At 58.5% G+C, this 25,756-nt stretch carries 20 protein-coding genes and 1 tRNA gene; 19 read left to right on the top strand and 2 right to left on the bottom strand.

All coding sequences use genetic code 11. From position 1 onward, the window contains the following. The 4 genes from MRBLMS1_RS22420 (at position 1) to MRBLMS1_RS22405 (ending at position 3,291) form a co-directional block, all read left to right on the top strand. Complete coding sequence (locus tag MRBLMS1_RS22420) at positions 1-855, top strand: enoyl-CoA hydratase family protein (protein WP_485882026.1); 855 nt, start codon at positions 1-3, stop codon at positions 853-855. Between the two features lies 1 nt (position 856). After that, the gene (locus tag MRBLMS1_RS22415; protein ID WP_485882024.1) at positions 857-2,017 is read left to right on the top strand and encodes an acyl-CoA dehydrogenase family protein; all 1,161 of its coding nucleotides are present in this window, start codon (positions 857-859) and stop codon (positions 2,015-2,017) included. 26 nt (positions 2,018-2,043) lie between these two features. Beyond that, positions 2,044-2,436: a RidA family protein gene (locus tag MRBLMS1_RS22410; protein WP_485882022.1), complete on the top strand. Its 393-nt coding sequence runs from the start codon at positions 2,044-2,046 to the stop codon at positions 2,434-2,436. Positions 2,437-2,559: 123 nt separating this feature from the next. After that, on the top strand, positions 2,560-3,291 hold the full coding sequence (locus tag MRBLMS1_RS22405; protein WP_485882020.1) for a PEP_CTERM-anchored TLD domain-containing protein: 732 nt from the start codon (positions 2,560-2,562) through the stop codon (positions 3,289-3,291). Positions 3,292-3,360: 69 nt separating this feature from the next. Here MRBLMS1_RS22405 and MRBLMS1_RS22400 read toward each other — a convergent pair. Beyond that, positions 3,361-3,435 (bottom strand) — tRNA-Arg (locus tag MRBLMS1_RS22400). 109 nt (positions 3,436-3,544) lie between these two features. Beyond that, on the bottom strand, positions 3,545-5,614 hold the full coding sequence (locus tag MRBLMS1_RS22395) for an acyltransferase family protein (RefSeq protein ID WP_485882018.1): 2,070 nt from the start codon (positions 5,612-5,614) through the stop codon (positions 3,545-3,547). A 324-nt stretch (positions 5,615-5,938) separates the two neighbouring features. On the opposite strand from MRBLMS1_RS22395, the gene MRBLMS1_RS22390 reads away from it, so the two are divergent. The 15 genes from MRBLMS1_RS22390 (at position 5,939) to MRBLMS1_RS22320 (ending at position 25,750) form a co-directional block, all read left to right on the top strand. Continuing rightward, the gene (locus MRBLMS1_RS22390; RefSeq protein ID WP_485882016.1) at positions 5,939-7,831 is read left to right on the top strand and encodes an ATP-binding cassette domain-containing protein; all 1,893 of its coding nucleotides are present in this window, start codon (positions 5,939-5,941) and stop codon (positions 7,829-7,831) included. A 178-nt stretch (positions 7,832-8,009) separates the two neighbouring features. Then, the gene (locus MRBLMS1_RS22385; protein ID WP_485882014.1) at positions 8,010-8,672 is read left to right on the top strand and encodes a CAAX prenyl protease-related protein; all 663 of its coding nucleotides are present in this window, start codon (positions 8,010-8,012) and stop codon (positions 8,670-8,672) included. 103 nt (positions 8,673-8,775) lie between these two features. Next, positions 8,776-9,969 carry an XrtB/PEP-CTERM-associated polysaccharide biosynthesis outer membrane protein EpsL gene (gene epsL, locus MRBLMS1_RS22380; protein ID WP_223278845.1) on the top strand — a complete coding sequence of 398 codons (1,194 nt, stop codon included), beginning with the start codon at positions 8,776-8,778 and terminating at the stop codon, positions 9,967-9,969. An 8-nt stretch (positions 9,970-9,977) separates the two neighbouring features. Continuing rightward, on the top strand, positions 9,978-11,360 hold the full coding sequence (locus tag MRBLMS1_RS22375; RefSeq protein ID WP_139090442.1) for an undecaprenyl-phosphate glucose phosphotransferase: 1,383 nt from the start codon (positions 9,978-9,980) through the stop codon (positions 11,358-11,360). Between the two features lie 671 nt (positions 11,361-12,031). Next, on the top strand, positions 12,032-13,024 hold the full coding sequence (locus MRBLMS1_RS22370) for an EpsD family peptidyl-prolyl cis-trans isomerase (RefSeq protein ID WP_139090443.1): 993 nt from the start codon (positions 12,032-12,034) through the stop codon (positions 13,022-13,024). Between the two features lie 47 nt (positions 13,025-13,071). Beyond that, complete coding sequence (epsE, locus tag MRBLMS1_RS22365) at positions 13,072-13,860, top strand: polysaccharide export protein EpsE (RefSeq protein WP_189396569.1); 789 nt, start codon at positions 13,072-13,074, stop codon at positions 13,858-13,860. Positions 13,861-13,922: 62 nt separating this feature from the next. Then, a complete protein-coding gene (gene epsF, locus MRBLMS1_RS22360; RefSeq protein ID WP_485882010.1) occupies positions 13,923-15,338 on the top strand; it encodes a chain length determinant protein EpsF in 1,416 nt (471 codons plus the stop codon). A 15-nt stretch (positions 15,339-15,353) separates the two neighbouring features. Then, complete coding sequence (gene epsG, locus MRBLMS1_RS22355; protein ID WP_086138834.1) at positions 15,354-16,229, top strand: chain length determinant protein tyrosine kinase EpsG; 876 nt, start codon at positions 15,354-15,356, stop codon at positions 16,227-16,229. Continuing rightward, complete coding sequence (gene xrtB, locus MRBLMS1_RS22350) at positions 16,230-17,135, top strand: exosortase B (RefSeq protein WP_485882007.1); 906 nt, start codon at positions 16,230-16,232, stop codon at positions 17,133-17,135. It begins immediately after the preceding gene. Next, positions 17,132-17,827, top strand: a complete 696-nt coding sequence (gene epsI, locus MRBLMS1_RS22345; RefSeq protein WP_485882005.1) for an exosortase-associated protein EpsI, B-type — start codon at positions 17,132-17,134, stop codon at positions 17,825-17,827. Before xrtB ends, epsI begins: the two co-directional genes overlap by 4 nt. A gap of 115 nt (positions 17,828-17,942) precedes the next feature. After that, a complete protein-coding gene (locus MRBLMS1_RS22340) occupies positions 17,943-19,451 on the top strand; it encodes a lipopolysaccharide biosynthesis protein (RefSeq protein ID WP_485882003.1) in 1,509 nt (502 codons plus the stop codon). 10 nt (positions 19,452-19,461) lie between these two features. After that, positions 19,462-20,892, top strand: a complete 1,431-nt coding sequence (locus MRBLMS1_RS22335; protein ID WP_485882001.1) for an O-antigen ligase family protein — start codon at positions 19,462-19,464, stop codon at positions 20,890-20,892. Then, positions 20,892-21,824: a glycosyltransferase family 2 protein gene (locus tag MRBLMS1_RS22330; RefSeq protein WP_485881999.1), complete on the top strand. Its 933-nt coding sequence runs from the start codon at positions 20,892-20,894 to the stop codon at positions 21,822-21,824. The genes MRBLMS1_RS22335 and MRBLMS1_RS22330 overlap by 1 nt, the downstream gene beginning before the upstream one ends. A 209-nt stretch (positions 21,825-22,033) precedes the next feature. Beyond that, the gene (locus tag MRBLMS1_RS22325; protein WP_485881997.1) at positions 22,034-24,268 is read left to right on the top strand and encodes a heparinase II/III domain-containing protein; all 2,235 of its coding nucleotides are present in this window, start codon (positions 22,034-22,036) and stop codon (positions 24,266-24,268) included. 276 nt (positions 24,269-24,544) lie between these two features. Then, entirely contained in the window at positions 24,545-25,750 is a 1,206-nt protein-coding gene (locus MRBLMS1_RS22320; RefSeq protein WP_189396570.1) for a glycosyltransferase, read from the top strand. Positions 25,751-25,756: the final 6 nt, after the last annotated feature.

The following is a 25,756-nucleotide window of genomic DNA, read 5'->3' as shown; positions in this document are numbered from 1 at the left end:
ATGCGCCATCTACCCGGCCAGCCGCAAGACCTGCCAGGAAACCGTGCCAGCCTGGCCCATTACGCCGCGCGGCATTTTCTGTTTGCCGTCGACGCAGGCGTTGCCACACTGACCTTGCACCGCCCCGAGCGCAAGAATCCGCTCACTTTTGAATCGTATGCGGAGTTGCGCGAGCTGTTTCGCGCGCTCGCGCATGCGGACGACGTCAAGGCCGTCGTCATCACGGGCAGCGGCGGCAATTTCTGCTCGGGCGGCGACGTGCACGACATCATCGGCCCGCTGACGAAGCTCGACATGCCCGGCCTGCTGGCATTTACCCGCATGACGGGCGACGTGGTGAAAGCCATGCGCGCCTGCCCGCAACCCATCATCGCCGCCATCGACGGCATATGCGCGGGCGCGGGCGCCATGCTGGCGCTGGCTTCCGATATCCGCATCGGCACGGCGCGCAGCAAGACGGCCTTCTTGTTTACCCGCGTGGGCCTGGCCGGCTGCGACATGGGCGCCTGCGCCTTGCTGCCGCGCGTGATTGGCCAGGGCCGCGCCGCCGAGCTGCTGTACACGGGACGCTCCCTGGCCGGCGCCGAGGCCGAGCGCTGGGGCTGGCTCAACCGCCTCGTCGAGCCGGAAGAATTGGCAGAGGCGGCGCAGCTGTTCGCCGCCGGCCTGGCCAGCGGCCCCACGTTCGCGCACGGCATGACGAAAAAAATGCTGCAACAGGAGTGGAACATGGGCGTCGATGAAGCGATCGAGGCGGAAGCGCAGGCGCAAGCCATTTGCATGGCCACCAACGATTTCCACCGCGCCTATCACGCCTTCGTGGCGAAGGAAAAACCGCAGTTCGAGGGCGATTGAGATGAACACTACACGCGACACCACTTACCTCGACTGGCCGTTTTTCGAGGCGCATCATGCACAGCTTGAGTCCGAGCTCGATGCGTGGGCGGCGCAGCACCTGGGTGACGCGCATGATGCCGATGTCGATGCGGCTTGCCGCGCGCTCGTGGCGCAACTGGGGCAGGGCGGCTGGCTGACATACGCCACGGGCACCGATGGCAAGATCGACACGCGCGCTATTTGCCTGATGCGCGAAACCCTGGCGCGCCACGATGGCCTGGCCGATTTCGCCTTTGCCATGCAGGGACTCGGTTCGGGCGCCATCGGCCTGTTCGGCAGCTTGGACAACAAGGCGCGCTATTTGCCGGACGTGGCCAGCGGCAAGCGCATCGCCGCCTTTGCCCTGTCCGAACCGCAGGCCGGCTCCGACGTGGCAGCCATGGCGTGCGCGGCGCGCCGCGACGGCGATGACTACGTGCTCGACGGCGAAAAGACGTGGATATCGAACGGCGGCATCGCCGACTTTTACGTGGTGTTTGCCCGCACGGGCGAGGCGCCTGGTGCGCGCGGCATCAGCGCCTTCATCGTCGACGCCGACAATCCCGGGCTGGAAATCGCCGAACGCATCGCCGTGATCGCGCCGCATCCGCTGGCGCGCCTGCGCTTCAATCACTGCCGCGTGCCCGTGTCGCAGCGTCTGGGCGATGCGGGGCAGGGCTTCAAGGTGGCGATGGCGACACTCGATGTGTTCCGCACGTCGGTGGCCGCCGCCGCGCTGGGCTTTGCGCGGCGCGCGTTCGACGAAGCGCTGCGCCACGCCACGGCGCGTCAGATGTTTGGCCAGACCCTGGCGGACTTCCAGCTGACGCAGGCGAAATTGGCGCAGATGGCCACCGGTATCGATGCGGCCGCGTTGCTGACCTACCGCGCCGCCTGGCAGCGTGACCAGGGCCGCAAGGTGACGAAGGAAGCGGCCATGGCCAAGCTGACGGCCACGGAAACGGCGCAGCAGGTGATCGATGCGGCTGTGCAACTGTTCGGCGGCATGGGCGTCGTCAGCGGGCATCCGGTCGAGCGCCTGTACCGCGAAATTCGCGCCTTGCGCATCTACGAGGGCGCCAGCGAAGTACAGCAATTGATCATCGCGCGCGAACTGCTGCGCGAGGCGGCGGAGGCATGAACCGCATGAACAAAGAGGAAAATAATATGCAAGTGTTGCAACCAGCGGGATGGGCCAGGCCGCGCGGCTATGCGAACGGCATCGCCGCCAGCGGCCGCACGGTATATGTCAGCGGCATGATAGGCTGGGATGCGCAGGGCGAGTTCCATACGGACGACTTCGCAGGGCAGGTGCGCCAGGCCTTGCAAAATATCGTCGCCGTGCTGGCCGAGGCGGGCGCCTTGCCCGAACACATCGTGCGCATGAACTGGTATGTGCTGGACAAGAAGGAATATGTGGCGGCATATCCACAAATTGGCGTTGCCTACAGGGAAATCATCGGCAAGCATTTTCCGGCCATGACGGCCGTGCAGGTGGCGGGGCTGATCGAGGACAGAGCGAAGGTCGAGATCGAGGTGACGGCGGTATTGCCTGGTTGAATTCTTTTTTGTTAATATTGCACTTTTTGCGATAAAATAAGGAATATAAAAACATTATCTGTTATGTTATATTTAGCAACCGGAAAATACACCGGTTCCAAATACTGACAGTCGAGGTAGCAGATGCAAAACAAATTCAGAACGGCAAGTACCTTCCTGCTGGCGGTGGCTGGCGTGGGTTTCTGCTTGAGTGCACAGGCCGCCTCCGGGCCTTCGCTGCTGTCTCCTGCCTATCAGGGACAGCTGGAAAGCTGGCTTGGTGAAGGCCGCCTGGCGCTGACGAATGTCTACAGCAAGGCGGCGGGCGACACGTCGCTCGATTTTCACAAGGCTTCCGATGGCAAGGGGCGGACCTTTTCCATCATGGAAGCGACCAATACCTCGGGGCAAACCTGGCTTGTCGGTGGCTACAATCCGCAAAGCTGGAGCTCCACCGATGGCATGCATGTGACCATGGATGACAGCCAGCGCACAGGTTTCCTGTTCAATCTGACGGCGGGCTTCATGCTGCCGCAATTGAAGCAGTATTTCAGCGGCGATAGTATCGGCAGCGGGCAGACGTTTAACGACAGCGATTATGGCCCTACCTTTGGCAGCGGGCATGATCTTTACGTGCCGAAGGATTTGACGCATGGCGGCTATTCATCGTTGTACACCTATAACCGTTTTGGTCAGCCGAACAGTGGCGTGAGCCTGATTGATGGTTCAGTGTTTACAAATCCAAATATTACTTTTGGTGCGATTCAGGTGTTCAGCGTCAGTGCTGTGCCGGAACCTGGTAGTTATGGTTTGATGCTGGCGGGGCTTGGCGTGATTGGCCTGGTCTTGCAGCGCAAGCGCCGCTTGCTGTCATAGCATGGAAAAACCAAGAAAAAGCCCGCGTTGCGCGGGCTTTTTTTTGCAGGAGGTATCGTCGAGTATGCGTGGTCCCCCCGACTGGAATCGAACCAGTATCCCACGCTTAGGAGGCATGTGCACTATCCATTGTGCTACGGGGAGGACGCTATCGGTCGTTGCTCGCTCCCGAATTGAGCGCAATTATAGCCCACACCACCGTAGAAATGTAAGCAGCGCACCATGTGCGCATGGCGGGGGTATGGTGCATCGTTTATCTGGCCGTACCCTGCAATACTGTGTTGGTGATCGCGGTCCGGCTCTTTTCGTCCTGCGGCAGCATGGTTTGGTCGAGGTAAGTCACCATTTTTCTACTGTAGGCGGGACGCATGTGGACGGGGTCGGTATAGGCGGGAATACCGTTGCTGTCCGTGACCGGGCAGGTTGCTCCCGTGCACAGATAATCCAGCGGCTCAATGATGCGTGCGCCACTTTGTTGTGCTATGGATATCAGGCGTGCGCGAACGCTGCCATTTTCATCCAAAAATATCTGTTTGTTGAGATTGGGAATGCTCGGCAAGGGATGGATGTCTGCGAAGCGGGATCCCGTGTACATGTTGCGGGGATCGAAAAGCGGACCGGTAGGCGGTTGCAGTATCAGGAATACGCGCTTCCCCTGTCCGGACAGGCGGGCGATGCTCGTGCGCAGCGAGTCATAGCTGGCATCCATTGCCTGCGCTGTCGGAAACACCAGCATGGATGTATCTTTCTCGAACAGTAACTCCTTGTTGCTAGGGTTGAAATAACCATACCAGGCCGCGCCGATGACAACTGTGTCGACATCGCTTGAGCCTGCCAAGTCATAGGCCGCTTCGGTTGCTTGAGGGCAGAGCGGGAACTTGAAGCGCGGTAACTTTACCGCGTGACGGATAGGAGGACAGCCGGCCGCCGTGGCGAAGATCACGGAATTGAAGCGTGTCGGATCGCTGGCGATGGCTTGTTCGATGCGGGGACCATACTGCTGAACTACCGAGTCGCCCAGGAACACGGTTAATCCTTTGGTTTGGCTGCTGACTTTTTGAAAGACGATATTCTGGTGTCTCAACGGGGTAAACGATGGGCCGGGGAATGCGCTGTCATTGAGCGCTTGCAAGTATATTTCCGCGCCATGCACATCGATCCTTTCACGCAGGACGCCACCGGCCGTGAGCACGCCAAGCAATACCATAGCGAGCATGGCGCTTCCCAAGCCGCCAACGACACGCCTGTGATTGCGCTGTTGCCGCAATGGCACTTCGATCAGGCGGTAGGTTAGATAGGCGAGTATGAACGCTGCGGCAATCAGGGCGAACTTGATCTGGAACGGCGTTTTTTCACCATAGATAATGTGACTGTACGATAACAATGGCCAATGCCATAAGTACAAAGGGTAGCTGATGAGCCCAATGCCCACCGCCGCCTTGTTGCTGAGCAAATAGCGATTGAATACTTGGCCGGTATCGGCCATGATGATCAGGAAGGTGCCGCCTGCCGGGAGCAAGGCCCACCAGCCAGGAAAGAAAACGTCGGGCTTGATGAGGGAAAAGCCCAGCACCAGTAATGCCGGCCCGCCAATGGAGGCGACGGTGCGCCAGCGCTGGCTCCAGGCGGCGTGGTGCAGTTGCAGGTAAGCGGCTATCCCGCCTGCCATGAGTTCCCAAAAGCGTGTCACGGGCGAATAAAATGCAGCCGTCGGGTTGCTTTCGACAGTCATGACATTAATTGCCATCGACAGGCAGAAAATGATGCTCATGATAAGCAGGAAATTGCGCCGCCGGCTAAATGCCAGCCACAGGATCAGGGGCCACAACAGATAAAACTGTTCCTCCACACCAAGCGACCACAGGTGCAGCAATGGTTTCGATGTCCCCGAGCTGTCGAAGTAGCCGGCCTCTGACCAGAACATCAGATTGGCGACAAAGCCGCCCCCCGCCGCGATGTGCTTGCCTATCTGGCGAAATTCGCCATGCAGCAGGACCACCCAGCCAAACAGCAGTGTGGTAAACAGCACGAGGACAAGTGCAGGAAAGATGCGCCGTACGCGCCGCACATAGAAATCGGCAATGCTGAACTTGCCCGCTTCCAGCTGCTTGAGGATGATCAAGGTGATCAGGTAGCCGGAAATGACAAAGAAGATGTCGACGCCGATGAAGCCGCTGACGAACCAGTTTGGCCAGGCATGATGCAGGATGACTGCAAGCACGGCTACAGCGCGCAAACCGTCGATGTCGGCCCGGTATAGCATCCCGTTAGAATGAGCAGTGGTTGCTGTAAATTTCAGAATAGTCTCCCTGTTAAGCCGCATGCGGACAAGTGTACTCCTCCGCATGAAGAATAAATCGCAGAGGAGGTACATCTATCGTCGCTTAAAAAATGTTTTTATTTTAACATTATGTGTTGTGAAAATATCGATATTTTTCAGCTGTTTTTGGGGCCACGTGGAAGGGACGCATGATGGAAAAAACAGCCTGACCGGCGGTGGCGGACGGGTTGCATTCCAATCAGTTCGGCAAGAACTGCCTATGCTGACGCGAGTATCGGTACAATGCGTGCTTCATTCATCCAATCGGCGGCCGTTTTGTACACCACGCGGTGTGCGCGAGACGGCGCCCGAGCACTCTTACTCATTATGGCTGTCATTTCTCTTTCATCGGCGCAACTTGCGTTCGGTCACGTCGCGCTGCTCGATCACGCGGAATTTTCACTGGAAACCTCGGAGCGGGTCGGCTTGATCGGCCGCAACGGCACGGGTAAATCGTCGCTGTTGAAGGTTATTTCGGGCAAGTTCAAGCTCGATGATGGCTTGTTGGTGATGCAGCAAGGCATCAAGATCGCTTATGTTGAGCAGGAACCGCAATTCGATCCGGAGATGTCCGTGTTCGATGCCGTCGCTTCCGGCATGGGCGAATCGCAGGCGTGGCTGAAGGAATACGATGCGCTGACGGGACAGTTTGGCCAGGGCAATGACGACGAACTGATGGAACGCATGCACGACATCCAGGTCAAACTCGATGCGGCCGATGCATGGAGCTTGCCGAACAAGGTGGAAACCGTACTCGACCGTTTGAACCTGACGGGCGACATGTTGATGAAAACCCTGTCAGGCGGGATGCAAAAGCGCGTGGCGCTGGCGCGCGCGCTGGTGTCGGCGCCCGACGTGCTGCTGCTCGATGAGCCGACCAACCATCTGGACTTCAGCTCCATCCTGTGGCTGGAAGGCTTGTTGCGCGATTTCAAGGGTAGCGTGCTGTTCATTACCCATGACCGCTCCTTCCTCGACAACGTCGCCACGCGCATCATCGAACTCGACCGCGGCCGTTTGCTGTCGTACCCGGGCAACTTCACGGCTTACCAGACCCGCAAGGCGGAGCAGCTGGAAATCGAGGAAGTGGAAAACGCCAAGTTCGACAAGTTCCTGGCGCAGGAAGAAGTGTGGATACGCAAGGGCGTCAAGGCCCGCCGCGTGCGTGACGAAGGCCGCGTGCACCGCCTGGAAGCGCTGCGCCTGACGCGCAATGCGCGCCGCGAACAGCAGGGACAAGTCAAGCTGGACGTATCTGCCGGCGAACGCTCGGGCAAGATCGTGGCGGACCTGGAAAACGTCTCGAAGATCTATGGCGACAAGGTCATCGTCAAGGATTTCAGCGCCACCATCCTGCGCGGCGACAAGGTCGGCCTGATCGGCGCCAACGGCGCCGGCAAGACCACCTTGCTGAAAATGATCCTCGGTCAGGAAGAGTCGGACACGGGCAGCATCCGCCTCGGCACCAAGCTGCAAGTGGCGTATTTCGACCAGATGCGCACGCAGCTGAACGAAGAAGCGAACCTGATGGAAACCATCGCGCCGGGCAGCGACTGGGTCGAGATCAATGGCCAGCGCCGCCATGTGATGACCTACCTGAACGATTTCCTGTTCGCACCGGAACGCGCCCGTTCGCCTGTCAAGTCGCTGTCCGGTGGCGAGCGCAACCGTTTGCTGCTGGCGCGCCTGTTTGCCAAGCCGGCCAACGTGCTGGTGCTCGATGAGCCGACCAATGACTTGGATATCGATACCCTGGAATTGCTGGAGGAGTTGCTGGAAGAATACACCGGCACCGTCTTCCTCGTCAGCCATGACCGCACCTTCCTCGACAACGTGGTCACGCAAGTGATCGTCGCCGAAGGCGAGGGCAAGTGGCGCGAATTTGTCGGCGGCTACACGGACTGGGAGCGCGTGCGCACCTTGCCGATCGCCACGGCGCCAGCCAGCAAGCCGGCCGTCAAGGTCGAAGCTGCCGCCCCTGTTGCCAAGCAGAAAAAGCTCAGCTACAAGGAACAGCGCGAACTGGAAGAGTTGCCGAAACTGATCGCCAAGCTGGAAGACGAGCAATCGGTGCTGGCCGCCGAACTGTCGCATCCGGACTTCTACAAGAAGACGCCGGCCGAAGGCAAGCGCCTGAACGCGCGCGTGGCCGAGATCGAAGGTGAACTGCTGGAAGCGCTGGAAAAGTGGGAGCAGATCGAGGCGCGCAGCAATGCCTGATTAGTTTCTTGCATCCTCTGTTGTAATTTAAGTTAGGATTACTTGCCACGGCAACGGTTCTGCTTGATATAATTATATAATTATATTTTTTACATCGGAGGATGCATGTTTGTTATCAAAAACACGCGCTCCGGACCACGGCGTCCGGCGCGTGGTTCCACCTCCGGTACGCATCAGCATGTTTGACCGCGCCGCCTTGCCCCGGGTAGCGCCATTCCTCGCCTACCTCTCCTTTATCTTTATCGCCGACATGCTGGGCCGGGCGGGCTTTGCCGCGCAGGACCTGCGCTGGCTGTATGCCGTCAAGATCGGCGTTGTGCTGGGCATGTTGTTGTACTGGCGCCGCAGTTATACGGAACTGGCCTGGGTGCCATTGGGCGCGCGCGCGCTGGCCGTGGCGCTGGCGACCGGCATTGTTGTTTTTCTGCTGTGGATCAACCTTGATGCTGGCTGGATGACGGTCGGCAGTGCCGACGGCTTCGACCCCCGCAATGGCGGCCAGATCGAATGGAGCCTGGTCGTGCTGCGCATCGCCGGCGCGGCGCTCGTGGTGCCCGTGATGGAAGAGCTGTTCTGGCGCTCCTTCCTGCTGCGCTGGATCGATGCCCCTGACTTTCTGCGATTCAACCCGCGCCTGGCGAGTGCGAAGGCCTTTGTTATCACCGTGGTACTGTTTGGCTTCGAACACAATTTGTGGCTGGCCGGTATCGTTGCAGGCGCCGCTTATAGCTTGCTGTACATGCGCAGCCAATCGCTGTGGTCGCCCATCCTCGCTCATGGCGTGACGAATGGCGTGCTGGGCCTCTGGATTGTTTCCGGTGGACACTGGACTTACTGGTAATATTGCCAACTAACTGTTTGCTCTTTCAAAGACAATGCCCATGTTGAATTCCCCGCCAAAAAGCCTCCGCAGCCGCCCGTGCCAGCCGCCTGGCGTGCCGCTCATGTCCGTCCTGCGTGCCGCTTGCGTGCTCGTGGTCGGAGGCATGGCCAGCTCGTCGGCAATGGCCGCCTTGAGCGATACCATTTTCCCGTTCCTGGCGACATCGTATTCTTATGACGACAATCTGTTGCGTCTCGACGACAATGTTCCCGGCTATAACGGTCCCCGTTCCGATACCTCGCGCCAGATACAGGCGGGTTTTCTCGTCAACCGGCCGATCGGGCGCCAGGTGCTGACGGGACAGGCCAAGTGGTCACGCGTGTCGTTCCAACATTTTGATCAATTCAACTACAGCGGCAAGGATTTCCTGGCAGATCTCGAATGGCATCTTGGAAATCATCTCGATGGCCATGCGGGTGCCCTGTATTCGCAAACCCTGACGCCGTTCAGCGATTTCCAGAGCACCGAACGCAATTTGCGTACGCGCCAGCGCGAGTACGTGGATGGCGGCTGGCGTTTCCATCCGAGCTGGCGCGTGCGTGGCGCTTACAGCCGTGAGCGCTATTCGTATGATTTGCTGTCGCAGCGTATAGCCAACCGTGAAGAAAAAGCAACGGAACTGGGGCTCGATTATTTGCCTGCAAGTAATAGTCGTATTGGTCTGCAGTTGCGGCATGTCAATGGCAGCTATCCGAATCGCGTCAATGGCGGCCAGTTTGGCGTCGACGATGGCTATACCCAGGATGAGATCAAGGCGAATATTTATTGGAACTACAGTGCGATTACCCAAGTGCAACTGTTGGGTGGCTGGGTGCGCCGTAGCCATTCCTTTTATTCGGGGCGCGATTCTAGCGGCGCCAATGGTCGCATCGTGGTGAACTGGGCTCCCCTAGGCAAGGTGCGTTTTACCGGTTCCCTGTGGCATGAGTATGGCGTGGTGGAAAATGCGCTGATTTCGAGCAGCCTGAATAATGGCGCCAGCGTGGCCGCCGCCTGGGATATCACTTCCAAGGTGCGCATGGACGCGCAACTGCGCCGCGAGAAGCGCGATTTCTCGGCCGCCAGTGGCCTGGTGCTGCCCGTCGATGTCAGCGACACCTCGCATACCGAATCGCTGGGAGTGACCTATCTTCCCACGCCAAGTATTCAGCTGGGCTTGAATGCCTTCCGTGACACGCGCAAGGGTGCAGCTATTATCAATACTGGCAGTTTTCGCGCCAAAGGCGTGTCGTTCAGCGCCAGTATTCAGTTCTGAAGAGTATTATGACGGTTAATGATATACCCCTGATTTCGTTCTTCCAGCGCATACTCGACCCATTGATTATCATGGGTACGCTGTATCTGCTGTCCGCCTTGTCAGGCTCACCATTTACTGGCTACTCGCTGGTATTGATGATCCTTGCGTTCTTTATTTCATCATCCGTGTTCCAGTATGTCGACCCCTACCGCACCTGGCGTAGCGGCCGCATGCTGGCCTATGCCCGCGATATCTTCGTCAGCTGGGGCATCACGGCCCTGATTTTGGTATTCCTCGGTTCGGCGACGGGACTGGCGTTTCATTTCGACCGCGAACTGGTGCTGGCCTGGTTCATGCTGACGCCATTCATATTGCTGCTCAGTCATCTTGCCGCACGGCGCATGGTGGCCGATCCTGGCCGCGATAGTGAAGTGCGCTCGGTCGTCATCATCGGCGCCAATGACGCCAGTCTGAAGTTTGCCGCCACCGTGGCACGCAATCCGAATCTGTTCATGAGCGTGCGGGGCTTTTTTGATGACCGTACCGATGACCGCTGGCCGGAGACGATGCGCGAACCAATGCTGGGCAAAATGGCCGATATCGCCGCCTATGTGCGCGAACACAATATCAAGATGATATTCATCAGCCAGCCCATTTCGGCCCAGCCGCGCATCCGCAAGATGCTCGATGAATTGCAGGATACGACGGCTTCCGTGTACTTTTTGCCCGACATTTATATCTTCGACCTGATGCAGGCGCGCTTCGACAACGTGGGCGGCATGCCGGTGATCGCCATCCGTGAATCGCCGTTTACGGGCTTTAACAGTATGGTCAAGCGGGGCAGCGACATCGTGCTGGGCTTGCTGATCCAGATCATGCTGCTGCCCGTCATGCTGGTCATCGCCATCGCCGTCAAGTCGACGTCGAAGGGGCCGGTGATCTTCCGCCAGCGCCGTTACGGCCTGTATGGCGAGGAAATCATCGTCTATAAATTCCGCTCGATGACGGTCAGCGAGGATGGCGACAAGGTAGTGCAGGCAACCAAGAACGACCAGCGCGTGACGCGCGTGGGAGGCTTTTTGCGCCGCAGTTCACTTGATGAGCTGCCGCAGTTTATTAACGTGCTGCAAGGACGCATGAGCATTGTCGGGCCGCGCCCGCACGCGGTGGCGCATAACGAGCAGTACCGTAAGCTGATCAAGGGCTACATGCTGCGCCACAAGGTCAAGCCGGGCATTACCGGCTGGGCGCAGGTGAATGGTTTGCGCGGCGAGACGGAAACGCTCGACAAGATGGAAGCGCGCATCCATTTCGACCTCGACTACCTGCGCAACTGGTCGCTGTGGCTCGACTTGTGGATCATTTTGCGCACAGTCAAGGTGGTGCTGAAGCGCGACAACGCGCATTGAACGCGGACCGATGGCTGGCCGCCACACCGGACTTGAATATTTTTTGCAGAGATTTAATACGCGTTAAAATGGCGCAATCATGCAAGATGTCCAATAACCGGTTCCTGCAGCCGGCCGAACAGTGATTCGACGAGCCAGACGACCCTATGAGGCAAGCACGGCGACATGATGTGCACGGTGACATGCTCCGCCAGCCTGGCGGCGGGCCAGCTTGTGGCTCATGGCATGCGCGCCGTGCCCGCTGGCGCCTTCGCCAGGCCAGCATGGCGTCAGGCTGCTGTGCAACAACAGTTGCTCCAAGAGGTCCGGCCCCATCCCCGCCGCTCTCCCGTATGGGCCCATCTCCCATGCTTGACCGGCGTGACAGCAGTGAGCATTGCTGCGTGGGAAATATTTCCGTATGAAAACCATTTCCCGAGATGTATCGATTTCAATGCTTATGTTTCTGATGAAACAGTTGTTTTTAAGACCTTTTAATAGTTTTTTAAGCAAATAGTTTCCTAGCAAGCTAGTACATTGTGTATCATATTTATAATATTGACAATCATGTGGTCGCAAGCCCATAATTTCAATCGAAGTCTGCTTTTTTGACAATGTTTTGTTGTTAAGTGAGTTATCATCACGTTCACAAACTGTCAGCGGATTTCCTTACCTGAACTGAAGGAGTCATTTTGAACCAACCGCAAATCGCCCGTGTGTCCTCGAGCAAATCTGCCACGCATTCCCGTCTGCTGTGCGCAGGCCTGGTCGTGCTGGCCGTCGCAGGATTGTCTGCTTGTGGCAATAAAGAAAAAAAGCCCGGCCAGGCGCTGGCGAGTGTGAATGGAGAAGAAATCACCGTCCTGCAACTGAATGAAGAGATGCAGCGTGCCAATGTTCAGGCGCCGCAGCAGGAGGCGGCCAGCAAGCAGTTGCTGGAATCGCTGATCGACCGCCAGTTGCTGCAGAACGAGGCAGCCAAGGACAAGACGGACCGCGATCCCAAAGTGGTGCAAGCGATCGAACGCGCCAAGGCGCTGATCGTCGCGCAAGCCTACATGCAAAAGCGCATCGGCACGGTCGCCCGTCCCACCAAGCAGGAAGTGGAAGAGTACTTCCAGAAGAACCCGCAATTCTTCAGCGAGCGCAAGCAATTCGACATGCGCGAACTGGTGATCGCCAGCGCCGACATGAACGATCAGCTGAAGGCGGCCATGGACAGCGCCAAGACGCTCGAGGACGTGGCGGCCTGGCTCGAGACGCATAAGGTCAAGTTTGCCCGTACCCAGTTGTCGCGCACCAGTGCCGACCTGGCGCCGGAGTTGAGCGCGAAATTGCTGTCGATGCCGAAGGGCCAGCTGTTCATTATCCGCGAGGGCGATCGCACACTGCTCATTTCCCTGGCCGATATCCGCGACAACCCGGTGACCCTGGCACAAGCCGCCCCGCAAATTGAACAATTTTTGTTCAACAAGAAAAACAAGGATGCGGCCGATGCTGAATTGAAACGTTTGCGTGCCGCTGCCAAGATCGAGTATCTGGGCAAGGACGGCGCTCCGGCGGCCGCAGCGGCAGCGGCCAGTGCAGCGGCGCCAGCGTCGGCACCTGCTCCGGCGGCGGCCCAGGCCGCACCGGCGCAAAGTTCCTCGGAAGCAAATGATCGTGGCGTTGCTGGCTTGAAATAAGTCGCAGCATTTTAGGTAAGTAACTCTATCAATGGAATAAGCGAATCATGAAACGACTTCTGATGTGGTGCATGGCCACCCTGTTGGCCCTGAGTGCCGGTCTTGCCGGCGCCGCCGATGTGCAGCTGGGCGCCGGCGACGTATTGAAAATTTCCGTCTACGGCAATCCCGACCTGGCGCTCGAAACGCGCGTCAGCGAGGCGGGCGAGATCACTTTCCCTCTGGTCGGTAATGTTGCCCTGGGCGGTTTGTCCGTCTCGGCAGCGGAAAAAAAACTGGGTGGCTTGCTGGAAAGCGGCGGTTTCCTGCGCAAGGCACAGGTCAACATCATCGTGACGCAGCTGCAAAGCCAGCAAGTGTCGGTGCTGGGCCAGGTCAACCGTCCAGGGCGCTATCCGATTGAAGGCAAGCGCAGCCTGATGGACATGCTGGCCATGGCCGGTGGCGTCAGCCAGGACGGCGGCGATGCGGTCAGCCTGATCCGCAAGCGCAACGGCAAGACGACGCGCGAAATTGTCGACATCGTCGACATGGTGCGCTCGGCCGACCTGAACCGCGACCTGGACGTAGGCGGCAACGACGTGATCTTTGTCGAGCGCGCGCCGCGCTTCTATATCTACGGCGAAGTCCAGCGTCCGGGGGCCTTCCGTCTCGAGCGTTCGATGACGGTGCTGCAGGCATTGTCCGTCGGCGGTGGCTTGACGCAGCGTGGCACCGAGCGCGGTATTCGCATCAAGCGCCGTGATGAGGCTGGCAAGCTGGAAATCATCAACGCCAAGCATGATGACCTGCTGCAAGTTGACGATATGGTGTACGTGCAGGAAAGCCTGTTCTAAACCAGTGTCCGTATCTTTCCGGCGCAAGTCGGATGTTTTTCATTCTGTGTTGAGGTTTCCCCATGAATTTGTCACAGCTCCTACTGATCCTGCGTGCACACAAGAAGTTGATCTTGATCACGCTGTTGGTCACTGTTCTCGGCACGCTGTCGGTCAGTTTGCTCTTGCCTAAAACATACAAGGCGACAAGTTCGTTGCTCTTGAACTACAAAGGTGTCGACCCGCTGACTGGCTTGGCCATGCCGGGCCAATTGTTGCCGGGTTTTATGGCGACGCAAATCGATATCATCAGCAGCAAGAACGTTGCCTTGCGCGTCGTCGACCATTTGAAACTGGCGGAAAGTCCGGCCGTGATCGCGCAATTCAATGAGGCGACAGAAGGCAAGGGCGGCACCGTGCGCGACTGGCTGGCCGACCTGCTGCTGAAAAAAGTGGAAATCGTGCCATCGCGCGAAAGCAGCGTGGTCGACATCAGCTTCAAGGGCAGCGACCCGCAGTTCGTCGCCGCCGTGGCAAATGCCTTTGCGGACGAGTACCAAAAGACCAGCATCCAGCTGAAGGTCGATCCGATGCGCCGCGTCTCGACGTATTTCAGCGAACAGACCAAGTTGCTGCGCGATAACCTGGAAGTAGCGCAAAGCAAGCTCTCCAAATACCAGCAGGACAATGGCATCGTCAGCGTTGACAACCGCCTCGATGTCGAGTCGAACCGCCTGAATGACTTGTCGGCGCAATTGGTCATGGCCCAGGGGCAGTCGATGGAGGCGTCGTCGCGCCAGCGCATGGCGCAGGGCAGCAATGGCATGGCCTCGCCCGACGTGTCGTCCAATCCGCTGATCCAGAACTTGAAAATCGGCCTGGGCAATGCCGAAGGCAAGCTGGCGGAAATCGCCCAGCGCCTGGGCCGCAATCACCCGCAATACGAGAGCGCCAAGGCGGAAGTCGACAAGCTGCGCGCCGACCTGCGCGAACAGCTGGCCAATACTTCTAGCAGCGTGGGCAACAATGCGCAGATCCTGCAACAGCGCGAAGCGGCAGTGCGCGCCGCCCTGCAGGCGCAAAAAACCAAGGTGCTGGAGCTGAACCGTACACGCGATGAGATGGGCGTGCTGATGAAAGATGTCGAGAGCGCCCAGCGCGCCTTTGACGTGACGTCGCAGCGCCTGTCGCAAACGCGCATCGAAGGCCAGGCGGAGCAATCGGATATTTCCGTACTCAATCCTGCCGTGCCGCCGATCGATCCGGCCGGTCCGCGCGTGCTGCTCAATACCTTGCTGTCGATTTTCCTCGGCACTTTGCTGGGCGTAGGCCTGGCCATCGTGATCGAGATGCTGTATCGCCGCGTGCGTTCGGAAGCCGACTTGCAAGAAACGCTGCAGATTCCCGTCTTCGGCGCCATCGACTGGAATGCCCGCAAGTCGCCGCGCAAAAAAGGTGTGTTGAACGGCATTCTGCCGCGCCGCCTGCGCTTACGTTAAAACATGGATATGACGATGAACCAAGCCGCGCTCCCCATTTCGATGAACACCGTGCCACGTACCGGCGACTCCAGTATTGGCGGTCTGCTGCTCGAGTCGGGCAAGATCACGCCCGAGAACGCCGAGCGCGTGCTGCGCATGCAAAAGGAACTCGGCATCCGCTTCGGCGAAGCGGCCCTGCGCCTGGGCCTGATCACGGAAGCCGACATCCAGCAAGTGCTGGCACGCCAGTTCGATTATCCCTACCTGCAAAAAGGCGAGGGCAAGTATTCGGAGCTGCTGGTGGCAGCTTACGAACCGTTCAGCCCGCAAGTGGAAACGCTGCGCGCTATCCGCAGCCAGGTCATGCTGCGCTGGTTTGCCCGCGGACACAAGGCGCTGGTGGTGCTGGGCGGCGCGTCCGGCGACGGCGCCAGCCTGTTTGCGGCCAACCTGGCTGTTGTGTTTTCGCAGCTGGGTGAACGCACCCTGCTGGTCGACGCCAACTTGCGCAATCCGCGCCAGCATGAAATTTTCGCTGTCCAGACGCGCCAGGGTCTGTCCGACGTGCTCGCCGGACGCGCCCAGCTCGATGCCATCACCAAGGTCGAATCGTTCGTCGACTTGTCCGTGCTGGGATCCGGTACCTTGCCGCCGAATCCGCAGGAGTTGCTGAGCCGTAGCTCGTTTGCCAGCCTGAACACGGAACTCGAGTCGCTGTTCGACATCGTCATCTATGACGTGGCCGCGTATGCGCTCGGTTCCGATGCGATGGCCATTGCGGCGCGCGCTGGTGGCGTGCTGATCGTGGCGCGCAAGAATCAATCCCTGTTGAGCGACATCAACGCCATGGCCGAGCAGATCGTGCAAAGCGGCGCCAAGGTGGTCGGTTCCGTGATGGTGGATTTCTAAATGAATACGCAAGCCAAGCGGTGGTCTGGCCTGAACTTGCAACAATGCAAGGAATACTTGCCAGAATGGCTGCCATTGGCCATCGGCTTGCTGGCCATGTACATTCCATCTTTTGCCGGCCTGTTTGGCGGCATCTGGGCGACGGAAGAGCAGGCGCACGGCCCCATCATCCTGTTCCTGTCGCTGTGGCTGATCTGGCGCAACTGGCCGGGCATGCTGGAAAAAACCCGTGGCAGCGAACCTACCGCGCTGGGCTGGGTGGTGCTGGCCGTCGCCCTGGTGCTGTACGTGCTGGGCCGTTCGCAACATATCATCGCCTTTGAAATCGGCTCCTTCATCTGGATGCTGGCGGCCGTATTGTTGCTGAAACGGGGCTTGCGTGCCCTGAAAGTATTGTGGTTCCCGTTCTTCTTCATGCTGTTCATGGTGCCGCTGCCGGCCCAGATCGTCATCATGCTGACGATGCCGATGAAGATGGCCGTGTCGTACGTGGTCGAGCATCTGCTGTTTTTTGCCGGTTATCCGATCGCCCGCACGGGCGTGATCCTGCAGATCGGCCAGTACCAGCTGATGGTGGCGGATGCTTGCGCCGGTCTGCAGACCTTGCTGTCGCTGGAGGCGCTGGGCCTGTTTTACCTGAATGTCGTGCGCCACACGTCGGCCTTGCGCAATATCGCCCTGGCCATCCTGATTATCCCGATCTCGTTCTCGGCCAACGTCGTGCGCGTCATCGTGCTGACCCTGATTACCTATTATTTCGGCGATGCCGCAGGGCAGGGCTTCCTGCACGGTTTTGCCGGCATGGTGCTGTTCATTACGGCGCTGATCCTGATTTTGTCCGCCGATACCTTGCTGCAATGGATAGTAAAAATGCGCGAGCACAAAGTTTTACGGAGTCAAGCATGAAAGCGATTAGTCGTTCCGTCCAGGTCAGTGTGCTGGCAGGCATCCTGATGGTGGCATCTGCCGGTCTGGCCAAGCATCTGACGCCGAATGTCAAGATTGCCGATAGCAAAAGCTTGTTCCAACTCGCCGAGATCATTCCTGTGGAATTTGGCGGCTGGACCATCGACACGACCATCATTCCGCTGCAAGTCGATCCGGAAACCCAGGCGCGCCTGGACAAGATATACAACCAGATACTATCTCGCACGTATGTCGATCCGCAGGGAAACCGCGTGATGCTGTCGATTGCCTATGGTGGCGACCAGAGCAGCAATATGGCTGTCCATCTGCCGGAAGTCTGCTATGGCGCACAAGGTTTCGAGGTGCAGAAGTCGGGCCGTGGCGAGATCAGCACCGCTTACGGCGCGATACCGGTGAAGCACTTGTATGCCATCAATGGCCCGCGCCAGGAGCCGATCACCTATTGGATTACCGTGGGCGACAAGGCGCTCACTCCCGGCATGGACCAACGCATGCAAGAGCTGCGCTATGGCTTGAGCGGGGCGATTCCCGATGCCATGCTGGTACGCGTATCGAGTATCGATAGCGACACGGGGGCCGCCTACGCGGTACAGGAAGGCTTTGTGCGCGCCATGCTGTTGAGTATGAAGCCGCAGGACCGCGCGCGCATCATCGGCAGTTTCCCCGGTTGAGCCAAGCGCCGGTGCGTCGCCTGCCGGCGTACGCACCCTGAAATTTTATCGATAGGAATCGCCATCAACACTTCTCCGCCGCGCTTGAGCGCTTTTCCCTCCCTAACGTCCTGCCATGCCCGCCAGCGCTGACATCAAAACGCGGGCGGTAAGTGCCGTCAAGTGGGCCGCGCTAGGTACGGTGACCCGCTTCGTGCTGCAAATGGGGGTGCAGATCGTGCTGGCCCGCCTGCTTGGGCCGGAAATCTATGGCCTGTTTGCCATGGGATTGCTGGTCATGACCCTGAGCACTTTCCTGGCTGACTTCGGTTTTGCCTGGGGGCTCGTGCAAAATCAGGAACTGCATGACGACGATATTCGCTTTGCCTTCACGTGGCAGTGCCTGTCCGGCGGGGCTGCCATGCTGGGCCTGTATCTGCTGGCGCCGTGGATCGCCGCCTATTTCAAGGAACCGCGCCTGGAGTCGATCGTCTGCTGGCTGAGCCTGACGTGTTTGCTCAGCGCGATGACGGCGCCGAGCAGTAACCTGTTGCGCCGCCAGCTTAATTTTCGCTGGCTTAACATTGCACAGATTCTCAGCTATGCGCTGGGCTATCTGTGCGTGGGTGTGCCGCTGGCACTGATGGGCGCCGGTGTCTGGACCTTGGTCAGCGCCTGGCTGGTACAGGCACTGAGCTTGCTGATCCTGACATATTGCCGCAATCCTCATACGCTGCGTCCATTACTGTGGTACGCGGGGGCACGCCGCTCGACGAATACGGGCAGCACTGTATTCATTACTAACCTGAGCAACTGGTTCTTGAATAACCTGGACCGTGTTTTTCTCGGGCGCATGCTCAATGCGCATGCGGTGGGTGTGTATGCGGTTGGCTATAACCTGGCCAATACGCCCAATTCGCTGTTTCTCAGTGCGCTGCAGCCCGCCTTCCTGGCCGCCGGCGCCCGTCTGCAGGATGATCTACCCGGCCTGCGGCAGGCCTATCTGTCCGTGATCGCCGCCACCTGGATCGTCATCGGCCCCGTGTTCGTTGTGCTTGCCTGCCTGGCCGGCGATCTGATCGCCACTTTGTATGGCGACGCCTGGCACGAGTCGAGTCGGGTCCTGGCCATCTTGGCTTTGGGCATGCCTGCCTACGTCACTTGGGGCATGTCCACGCCGATCTTGTGGAATACGGGCGGCAAGCATCTGGAGTCATTGTTGCAGATGCCACTGATCGTGCTGGCTTGCCTGGCGCTCTGGCAGTTCGCTGGCTTGGGCGTGCTGGTGGTCGCCGTCATCGCCGCTGGTACCTTGCTGGCACGCGCGCTGGTGATCGGCACGGCGGCATGCCGCCGTCTGCAACTGGGACCGGCGGACTTGTGGCCCAGTGCCTGGCGCTCCGTTGTGTTGATGTCGCTCGCGGCGGCCGGTGCCCATGGCGGCTCCCTGCTGGGACATGCCGCCGGGCATGGGCCTCTGCCGGCCTTGTTGCTCGGCTCATTTGGCGGCGGCGGCCTGTGTTTGCTGGCCGGACTGAGTCATCCACAATTGCTTGGACGGCGCATCGTCGACCTGCTTGGACGCTTCAGTCCGCCGGTGCCGGCACGGGTCGGTGTTTATCTTCGCAGTAAATGTTCAGTATGATGAGATTGATATGATTGAATTTATCGTCGGCCTGGTAGTTCTGATTGCAGCAATCGCTGTCGTGGCGGGTGCCGCATTGAGCGCGCACTGGGGAAGGAACCGTGAATTGGGGGTGATGCAGTATATTCCTTACCTGATTCTGCTGAACTATGCCTTGTCCATCCTCTTGTCGACGCGCGACTTGGCGTTCCCCGAAGATGTGGTGGCGGCGATTTCCGTCAAGAGTCCCATCGTGACTTGGGTTGGGCGCCTGAATTCGATCTTCCTGATCTTTGCCTGCGGCGAGCGCATCCTGCGACGCATGCTGACTGACAAACATTGCAAACCGTTGCCTGGCATGCTGTTGTTTGCTTTCTGGGCATTCTTCGTTACGAATACGCTCAGTCCGGGCCTGTTTGGCCAATATCCTTACGTATCGCACGAGTTCCTGTACGCGCTGCTGGCTTGCCAGGCGGCGCTGCTGGCCAACACCAAAGCCGATGTGGATGCGATGACGATCGCCTTGCGAAATGCCTTGTATCTCCTGCTTGGTGCCAGTGCCGTTTGTCTGCTGTGGAAGCATAGCCTGGTGATGAGCACGAATTACCATGGCCTGATTCCCGGCCTGAAGCTGCGCTATGCTGGCCTGACCATTCATGCCAATAGCATGGGGGTATTGAGCGTGCTGTTTATGCTATGCCTGTGGTACCAGCCATTCAAGAATGTCTGGCTGATGCGTATTGGTTGGGCCATGGGTGGACTCAGCCTCTTTTTGACACAGTCGAAGACCAGCTGGATCGCTTTTATGCTGTCTGCTGTCGTGTTGGCCTGGTATAGCCGTCGCGATGAAATTAATGCCCGTATCCAGGATTTCCAACGCCCCCATTTGCCGGTGCTGCTGGTGCTGCTGGTGATGTTTGGCGGCGCGGGATTGTGTATTGTGTTTATGTTCGGGGGGGCCGGCGACAAGATCGCACGCTTCTTTACGACCAGCGACGGTGCGGATCTGATGACCTTCATGGGGCGCGACCAGATCTGGCAGGTGGCCATTGAAGAGTGGCACAAGTATCCGGTCTTCGGCTATGGCCTTAACATCTTTGACGAAGCCTTCCGTAACAGTATCGGCATGCCGTTCGCCACGCATGCACACAGCCAGTTTTTCCAGAGCTTGTCCAGTGCTGGCGGCGTAGGTGCTGGCGGCCTCGTGTTCTACACCCTGGTGATTGCTGTTTTCGTTGGCAGGACTGTCAAGGCAAGCCAGGGTTTGTCACTGGCCATCTTCATCCTGCTGATTTGCCGTTCGATCAGCGAAGTGCCACTATCGATGGCCAGCCTTGGGCCGGATTTGCCGATTCATATGCTGCTACTGGCGGTGCTGGCCCGATACTATGAGCCGGCATCCAAACTCCAGCGCGATCGAGTAATAGCCCGCCGACATGCAATCGATGAGAGCTGGTCCTGATGCTCTGTTCGGTTATCGTTCCCTTGTATAACAAGGAGAAGTATGTGCAGGCGGCGGTTGCTTCCGTGCTGGCGCAGACACACCAGGAGCTGGAAGTCATCGTGGTGGACGACGGCTCGCGCGACGGCGGCGCGGCGGTGGTGGAGGCCATGCGCGATCCGCGCGTGCGGTTGATACGTCAGGCCAATGGCGGCGTATCGCGTGCGCGCAATGCGGGCGTGGCCGCCGCGCGCGGCGAGTTGATCTGTTTTCTGGACGCAGATGACTGGTATGGCCCTGCCTATCTCGAAACCGTGTGCGCGATGGCGCGCCGGCATCCTGATGGCGCCTTCTATGCGAGCGCTTATGGGCGCGTCAGCGGCGCAGACGAGGCCGAGTGGGATGTGCCTTCCGATATTATTGTCATTGATAATTTCTTTGCGCATCGCCATCGTCACGGCCCATTTTTTTTCACCGGATCGGTGGCCGTGCCGCGGCGTGTGTTGCAGGACATGCAGCCTTGCTTTCCAGTGGGAGAAAACTTTGGCGAGGATCAGGACCTCTGGTTCAGGCTGGCGGAAAAGTTACGCTTGGTCTACTGTCCCGCGCGGCTGGTGGCATATCGGGTGGAGGTTGCCGGCAGTTTGACCGCTGTGCATAATTTACAATCGCTGCCACCGTTTTTTTTGCGTCTGGAACAGCGCGCGACTTTGCTGCCCGCAGCCGATCCTTCGCGTCGTCCCGCATTGCGTATAGTTTCCGATGCGAGGGTGAGCGTGGCCCGTTTTGCCTTGCAGGAAGGGCGGCGGCGTGTTGCGTTAGCCGAGCTTTACCGCGCCGCGCGCTGTGCCATTTCTGCGCGCTGGGCCGTGACTGTGCTTATGTGTTCCCTGGGCAACGCTTCCATGCTTAAACGGTGGGAGTTATGGCGTGAGTTAGGCAAGCGCAATTAATATTATGGATTGTTGGTAGGTAATTTCGGTATAATCGTCCTTAGCCGAGGTGGTAAAAATGTCTTTAGCCGATGTGGTAAAAGGTGCATCAAGAAGACCGGGAGCTGTTACTTCAGGTATGTCATGCCAGCGCCATTTATGGAATGCCATGGTGGGTAATTGTTGATATCGCTCGGGAAAAAGTTTGATATCCTCATGGAGATTGCAGCATGAACGCCGCTAAAAGAACCCTGTATGTTGCCGCCTGGTTGCTGTTCCCTCTATGCCCCTATGCCAGTGCGGACTGGGCGCAATCAACGGATGCGTTGGTTGTCCGGCCGATGCCTGGAAACCGGCAGATACAGGTGCAAAATCCACCGACATTCAGTTGGGCGCGATATTCCACCAATCCCAGTTCCTACACACTTGAGATACGCTCTGGCACGACAGTAGTGCGGACGTACACGAGTACGCGTAATTGGTATTTGCCCAACGAAACCCTGCCCTCGGGTGTGTATACCTGGCGTGTGCGGCCGACCAACGGCACACTCTGGTCCGATGAGCGGCCGTTCGAAATCAATGCTTCGTCGAAACCCTTTGTCTTGCCTGAAAATGCTGTGTTGCGGGCAAATGTACTGAAGCGGCCGCGCCCGCGCGGCCTGTCATCTGCCTTGCCTATCGCGAGCGCATGGACGCCAGCCATGAAAGCCGAACGGGGCAATGCCCTGCTGGGGATGACAAATGAAGTCCTGCGACAAACGACGGCAGTTGCCCTGCCTGCCGATGCGGACTGGCCGCTCGTTGCGAGCAATGTGATGACGGCGGCATATGCGGCGCAAATGACGTCCATCCGCGGTCTGATCAGTCTCAATGCCCGGCAACTGGAAGCATCGGCATTGCTATATCGTTTGACGGGGGAGCAGCGATTTCTGACGGAAGCCTTGCGTCGCGGTGATGCCCTCGCGGCGCTCAATCCGAATGGACCGACCAGCTATGCCAACCAGGTGCAAGGTAGCCGTGCTATTGCCTTGACCATGAGCAAGGCCATCGATACCCTGGCTTCTGCACTGAATGGGGCGCGGCGTACGGCGTGGCTGCAAACTGTCAAGGTACGTACTGATGTGATTTACCAAGAGTTACTTGGGACGGCCGGCGGTATCGAGCAGTTGCCTTTCGATGCGTCGACCGCTACCAATATCGGTTTCTTGGCAGGCATATCGGCCTTGGCGCTGGGCGATATTCCGGAGGCGACCACTTGGTTCGACTTTTCGGTGCGCTATTTCGCCAGTTCCCTGATGGTCTGGAGTGGTCCTGAGGGGGGCTATTCGGACGGTACGGCGTATGCGGAATACGCGGTGGATTATTCCTTGCAGGTCTGGCAACCGCTGTTGCATGCGACCGGCATCAATCTGTTTGAGAAACCATGGTCGCTGGGACTGGCGCGCTTCTTCATGGAGTTTGTTCCGCCTGGCACCAAGACCCACTTGTTCGGTGACGGCAAGGAAACCGAGCCGGTGTATCGTGTTCTGAAAGCCTATGTGTCGCGCTTTGCGACGCCGGAGGCGGCATGGTATGTCAATAGCATTAGCAGTAATGAAGATATGCTGAGCTTACTGCAGGCACCATATCCGCTGCCCGTGTCGACCGTGACGGAAGCGCCGCGGCCGCCTGCCAACGCGGCGCTTTTCCCCAGCATCGGCTGGAGTGCCATGCACAGCAATCTGGCGGACCTGGGACGCACCTCCGTTTATTTTAAGTCCACACCGTATGGCTCGTTCTCGCATAGTCACGGCAATCAGAATAGCTTCGTGCTCACCAGCGCCGGCGTGCCGCTGTTGATTGAAACGGGCTGGTATGACTGGTATGGCTCGCCGATGACCACCTCCTGGTATCGTCAGACGAAATCGGCCAATTCGATCACGTTCGACAGTGGTGTAGGCCAGATGGTTAGTGGCTATCGTGAGACGCTGGTGCGCAATGGTGCCATCACTTCGTTCTCGACAACCCCAGCACTTGATTATGTTGCCGGCAATGCCACTGCAGCGTATGGTGGTGCCCTGAGCTCTGCGGTACGCCAGTTGTGGTACTTGCGTAGCAGCGATGCCGTGTTGGTGCGTGACAAGCTAAGCTCGCCGACGGCCCGTATCTTTGAGTGGAACTTCCATTCCGCCGCGCCGATACTGGTCGATGCCAGCGGCAATGTGTCTGTGGTTAACCAAGGGCGCTCTGTCTGCCTCAAGCCGCTTCCTAATACGGGCTTGCGCTTCGAGCGCCGGACGGGGCCGCCGCCAAAACCTGGCAGCTATGAAGAGCATGGGGCGTTTGTGCGCACCTCCAGCGCAGCAAACGCGGAGTTTCTGGTCTTGCTGGATGTCGGCTGCAAGAACCTTCCGGTCACAGTAACGCCGAATGCAACGAGCAGGCAGGTGACGGTCGGTACGCAGGTGGTGACGGTCGCCAACTGAGTACCAGTCCGTTTGCTGCTTGAAACCGTCTGTTTGCCATAGCAGGCGGTCGATGAGATGCCTGCTCTCCACCCTATAAGTTGCGAAGCTTATAGGGTGTTTTCATTTTGGAAGGGGACATCGTGAAAAGCGTCGCACTCATGCCTTGCGCACAAACGTAACTACGCCGCTTGTGGCATAAATTCAGCATGATATAATTGCAATAATTATATCATATATTGGGTAATATTTATGATGGGTTCACCAGTGGACAGTACGTGCAAAAAGGGGGCGGATATGCATATTTTACAAATTGTTCCCGAGGCATTGCCAACGTTCCGTGCCGATGTTGCCGTTCTGTTTGGGGATTATTTGCCGCGCCATGGTGTCCGCTGTGCATTGGTGGGAAAACCTTCCGAGCTTGCCGTGTCGGCTGTGCCGGCACAATTTGAACGGGTGGAAGTTAGTGCCCAAGGCGGCGGGCGTTTGCGTCGAGAACTTTCCTTTCTTGCTACCTGCACGGCAGCGCTCTTACGGGCCAGCCGCCGCCACTGTGCCGTGATTCAGGTGCGCGATATGGTGTCGATTGGCTTGCTGGGCCTGGTGATTGCGCGCTGCAAGGGCATTCCCTTCGCTTACTGGATGTCCTTTTTGATGTGCGAGGGACGCATCGCGCGCGCGCGCGCGCTGGTCGCCGAGCATGGTGGCTTGCGTAATCGGCTGGTGTTGTTCAAAGGCCTGCTGGAAGAAAGCATCTTGTATCGCTTTATTCTGCCGTATGCACAACACGTTTTTGTGCAAAGCGAAGCCATGCTGGAAATGATGGCAGCCAAAGGCGTGCCCAGGGAGCGCCTGAGCGCCGTGCCGATGGGGGTCAATACTGAAGTGCTGGCGGCAGAGACCGTACGTGGCGAGCAGTTGCCTGACTGGGCGGAGGGGCCTTTGGTTGCCTATCTGGGCACGCTCGATCCCAGCCGTCAGATTGTGCGCATGATTGATGCGCTGGCTATTGTGCGAGCCACCGTGCCGGACGCCCGCTTGCTATTGATCGGCGGCGCGGCGCGGCAGCAGGACGTGGCGCAATTGCAGGCCCATGCGGAGCAACTGGGTCTGGGTGAAGCCGTGCGGATAACCGGTTGGCTACCGTCTGAGCAGGCGTGGAAGTTGCTGATGGGAGCCGATGCCGCCGTGTCGTACATCCCTCGCAGCCAGGTTTATGATGTTTCCTCTCCGACCAAGTTACTGGAGTATCTGGCACTCGGCATGCCGGTGGTGGCCAATGACAGTCCGGATCAGGTGCGTGTGCTGGAAGGCAGCGATGCCGGTTGGCTGGTGGAAAGCTCAACCGAGGCCATGGCCGATGGCTTGTTGCACATTCTGCGTGATGTGCCGGCTGCGCGCGCGCGTGCAGCCAGTGGTCCTGCATATATTGAAGCGCAGCGCAGCTACCGCGTGATTGCCTCTGCCGTTGCGCTCCAGTACAGGAGCATGGTGGCGCGCTGAGCAAGA

The organism is Massilia sp. LMS1-1-1.1, assembly GCF_040815535.1.
Classification (GTDB): Bacteria; Pseudomonadota; Gammaproteobacteria; order Burkholderiales; family Burkholderiaceae_D; genus Janthinobacterium; species Janthinobacterium aestuarii.
Note: the sequence above shows the minus strand (reverse complement) of the source record. Positions and strands in the feature narration are given on the sequence as shown.

Excerpts from the sequence above, each read along its gene's own strand:
- MRBLMS1_RS22385 (WP_485882014.1), top strand. The coding sequence starts at position 8,010 with ATGTTTGACCGCGCCGCCTTGCCCCGGGTAGCGCCATTCCTCGCCTAC.
- epsG (WP_086138834.1), top strand. The coding sequence starts at position 15,354 with ATGAACCAAGCCGCGCTCCCCATTTCGATGAACACCGTGCCACGTACC.
- xrtB (WP_485882007.1), top strand. The coding sequence starts at position 16,230 with ATGAATACGCAAGCCAAGCGGTGGTCTGGCCTGAACTTGCAACAATGC.
- MRBLMS1_RS22410 (WP_485882022.1), top strand. The coding sequence starts at position 2,044 with ATGCAAGTGTTGCAACCAGCGGGATGGGCCAGGCCGCGCGGCTATGCG.
- MRBLMS1_RS22405 (WP_485882020.1), top strand. The coding sequence starts at position 2,560 with ATGCAAAACAAATTCAGAACGGCAAGTACCTTCCTGCTGGCGGTGGCT.
- MRBLMS1_RS22335 (WP_485882001.1), top strand. The coding sequence starts at position 19,462 with ATGATTGAATTTATCGTCGGCCTGGTAGTTCTGATTGCAGCAATCGCT.
- MRBLMS1_RS22415 (WP_485882024.1), top strand. The coding sequence starts at position 857 with ATGAACACTACACGCGACACCACTTACCTCGACTGGCCGTTTTTCGAG.
- MRBLMS1_RS22325 (WP_485881997.1), top strand. The coding sequence starts at position 22,034 with ATGAACGCCGCTAAAAGAACCCTGTATGTTGCCGCCTGGTTGCTGTTC.
- MRBLMS1_RS22390 (WP_485882016.1), top strand. The coding sequence starts at position 5,939 with ATGGCTGTCATTTCTCTTTCATCGGCGCAACTTGCGTTCGGTCACGTC.
- MRBLMS1_RS22395 (WP_485882018.1), bottom strand. The coding sequence starts at position 5,614 with ATGCGGCTTAACAGGGAGACTATTCTGAAATTTACAGCAACCACTGCT.
- MRBLMS1_RS22320 (WP_189396570.1), top strand. The coding sequence starts at position 24,545 with ATGCATATTTTACAAATTGTTCCCGAGGCATTGCCAACGTTCCGTGCC.
- epsE (WP_189396569.1), top strand. The coding sequence starts at position 13,072 with ATGAAACGACTTCTGATGTGGTGCATGGCCACCCTGTTGGCCCTGAGT.
- epsL (WP_223278845.1), top strand. The coding sequence starts at position 8,776 with ATGTCCGTCCTGCGTGCCGCTTGCGTGCTCGTGGTCGGAGGCATGGCC.
- MRBLMS1_RS22330 (WP_485881999.1), top strand. The coding sequence starts at position 20,892 with ATGCTCTGTTCGGTTATCGTTCCCTTGTATAACAAGGAGAAGTATGTG.
- MRBLMS1_RS22420 (WP_485882026.1), top strand. The coding sequence starts at position 1 with ATGCGCCATCTACCCGGCCAGCCGCAAGACCTGCCAGGAAACCGTGCC.
- MRBLMS1_RS22340 (WP_485882003.1), top strand. The coding sequence starts at position 17,943 with ATGCCCGCCAGCGCTGACATCAAAACGCGGGCGGTAAGTGCCGTCAAG.
- epsI (WP_485882005.1), top strand. The coding sequence starts at position 17,132 with ATGAAAGCGATTAGTCGTTCCGTCCAGGTCAGTGTGCTGGCAGGCATC.
- epsF (WP_485882010.1), top strand. The coding sequence starts at position 13,923 with ATGAATTTGTCACAGCTCCTACTGATCCTGCGTGCACACAAGAAGTTG.
- MRBLMS1_RS22375 (WP_139090442.1), top strand. The coding sequence starts at position 9,978 with ATGACGGTTAATGATATACCCCTGATTTCGTTCTTCCAGCGCATACTC.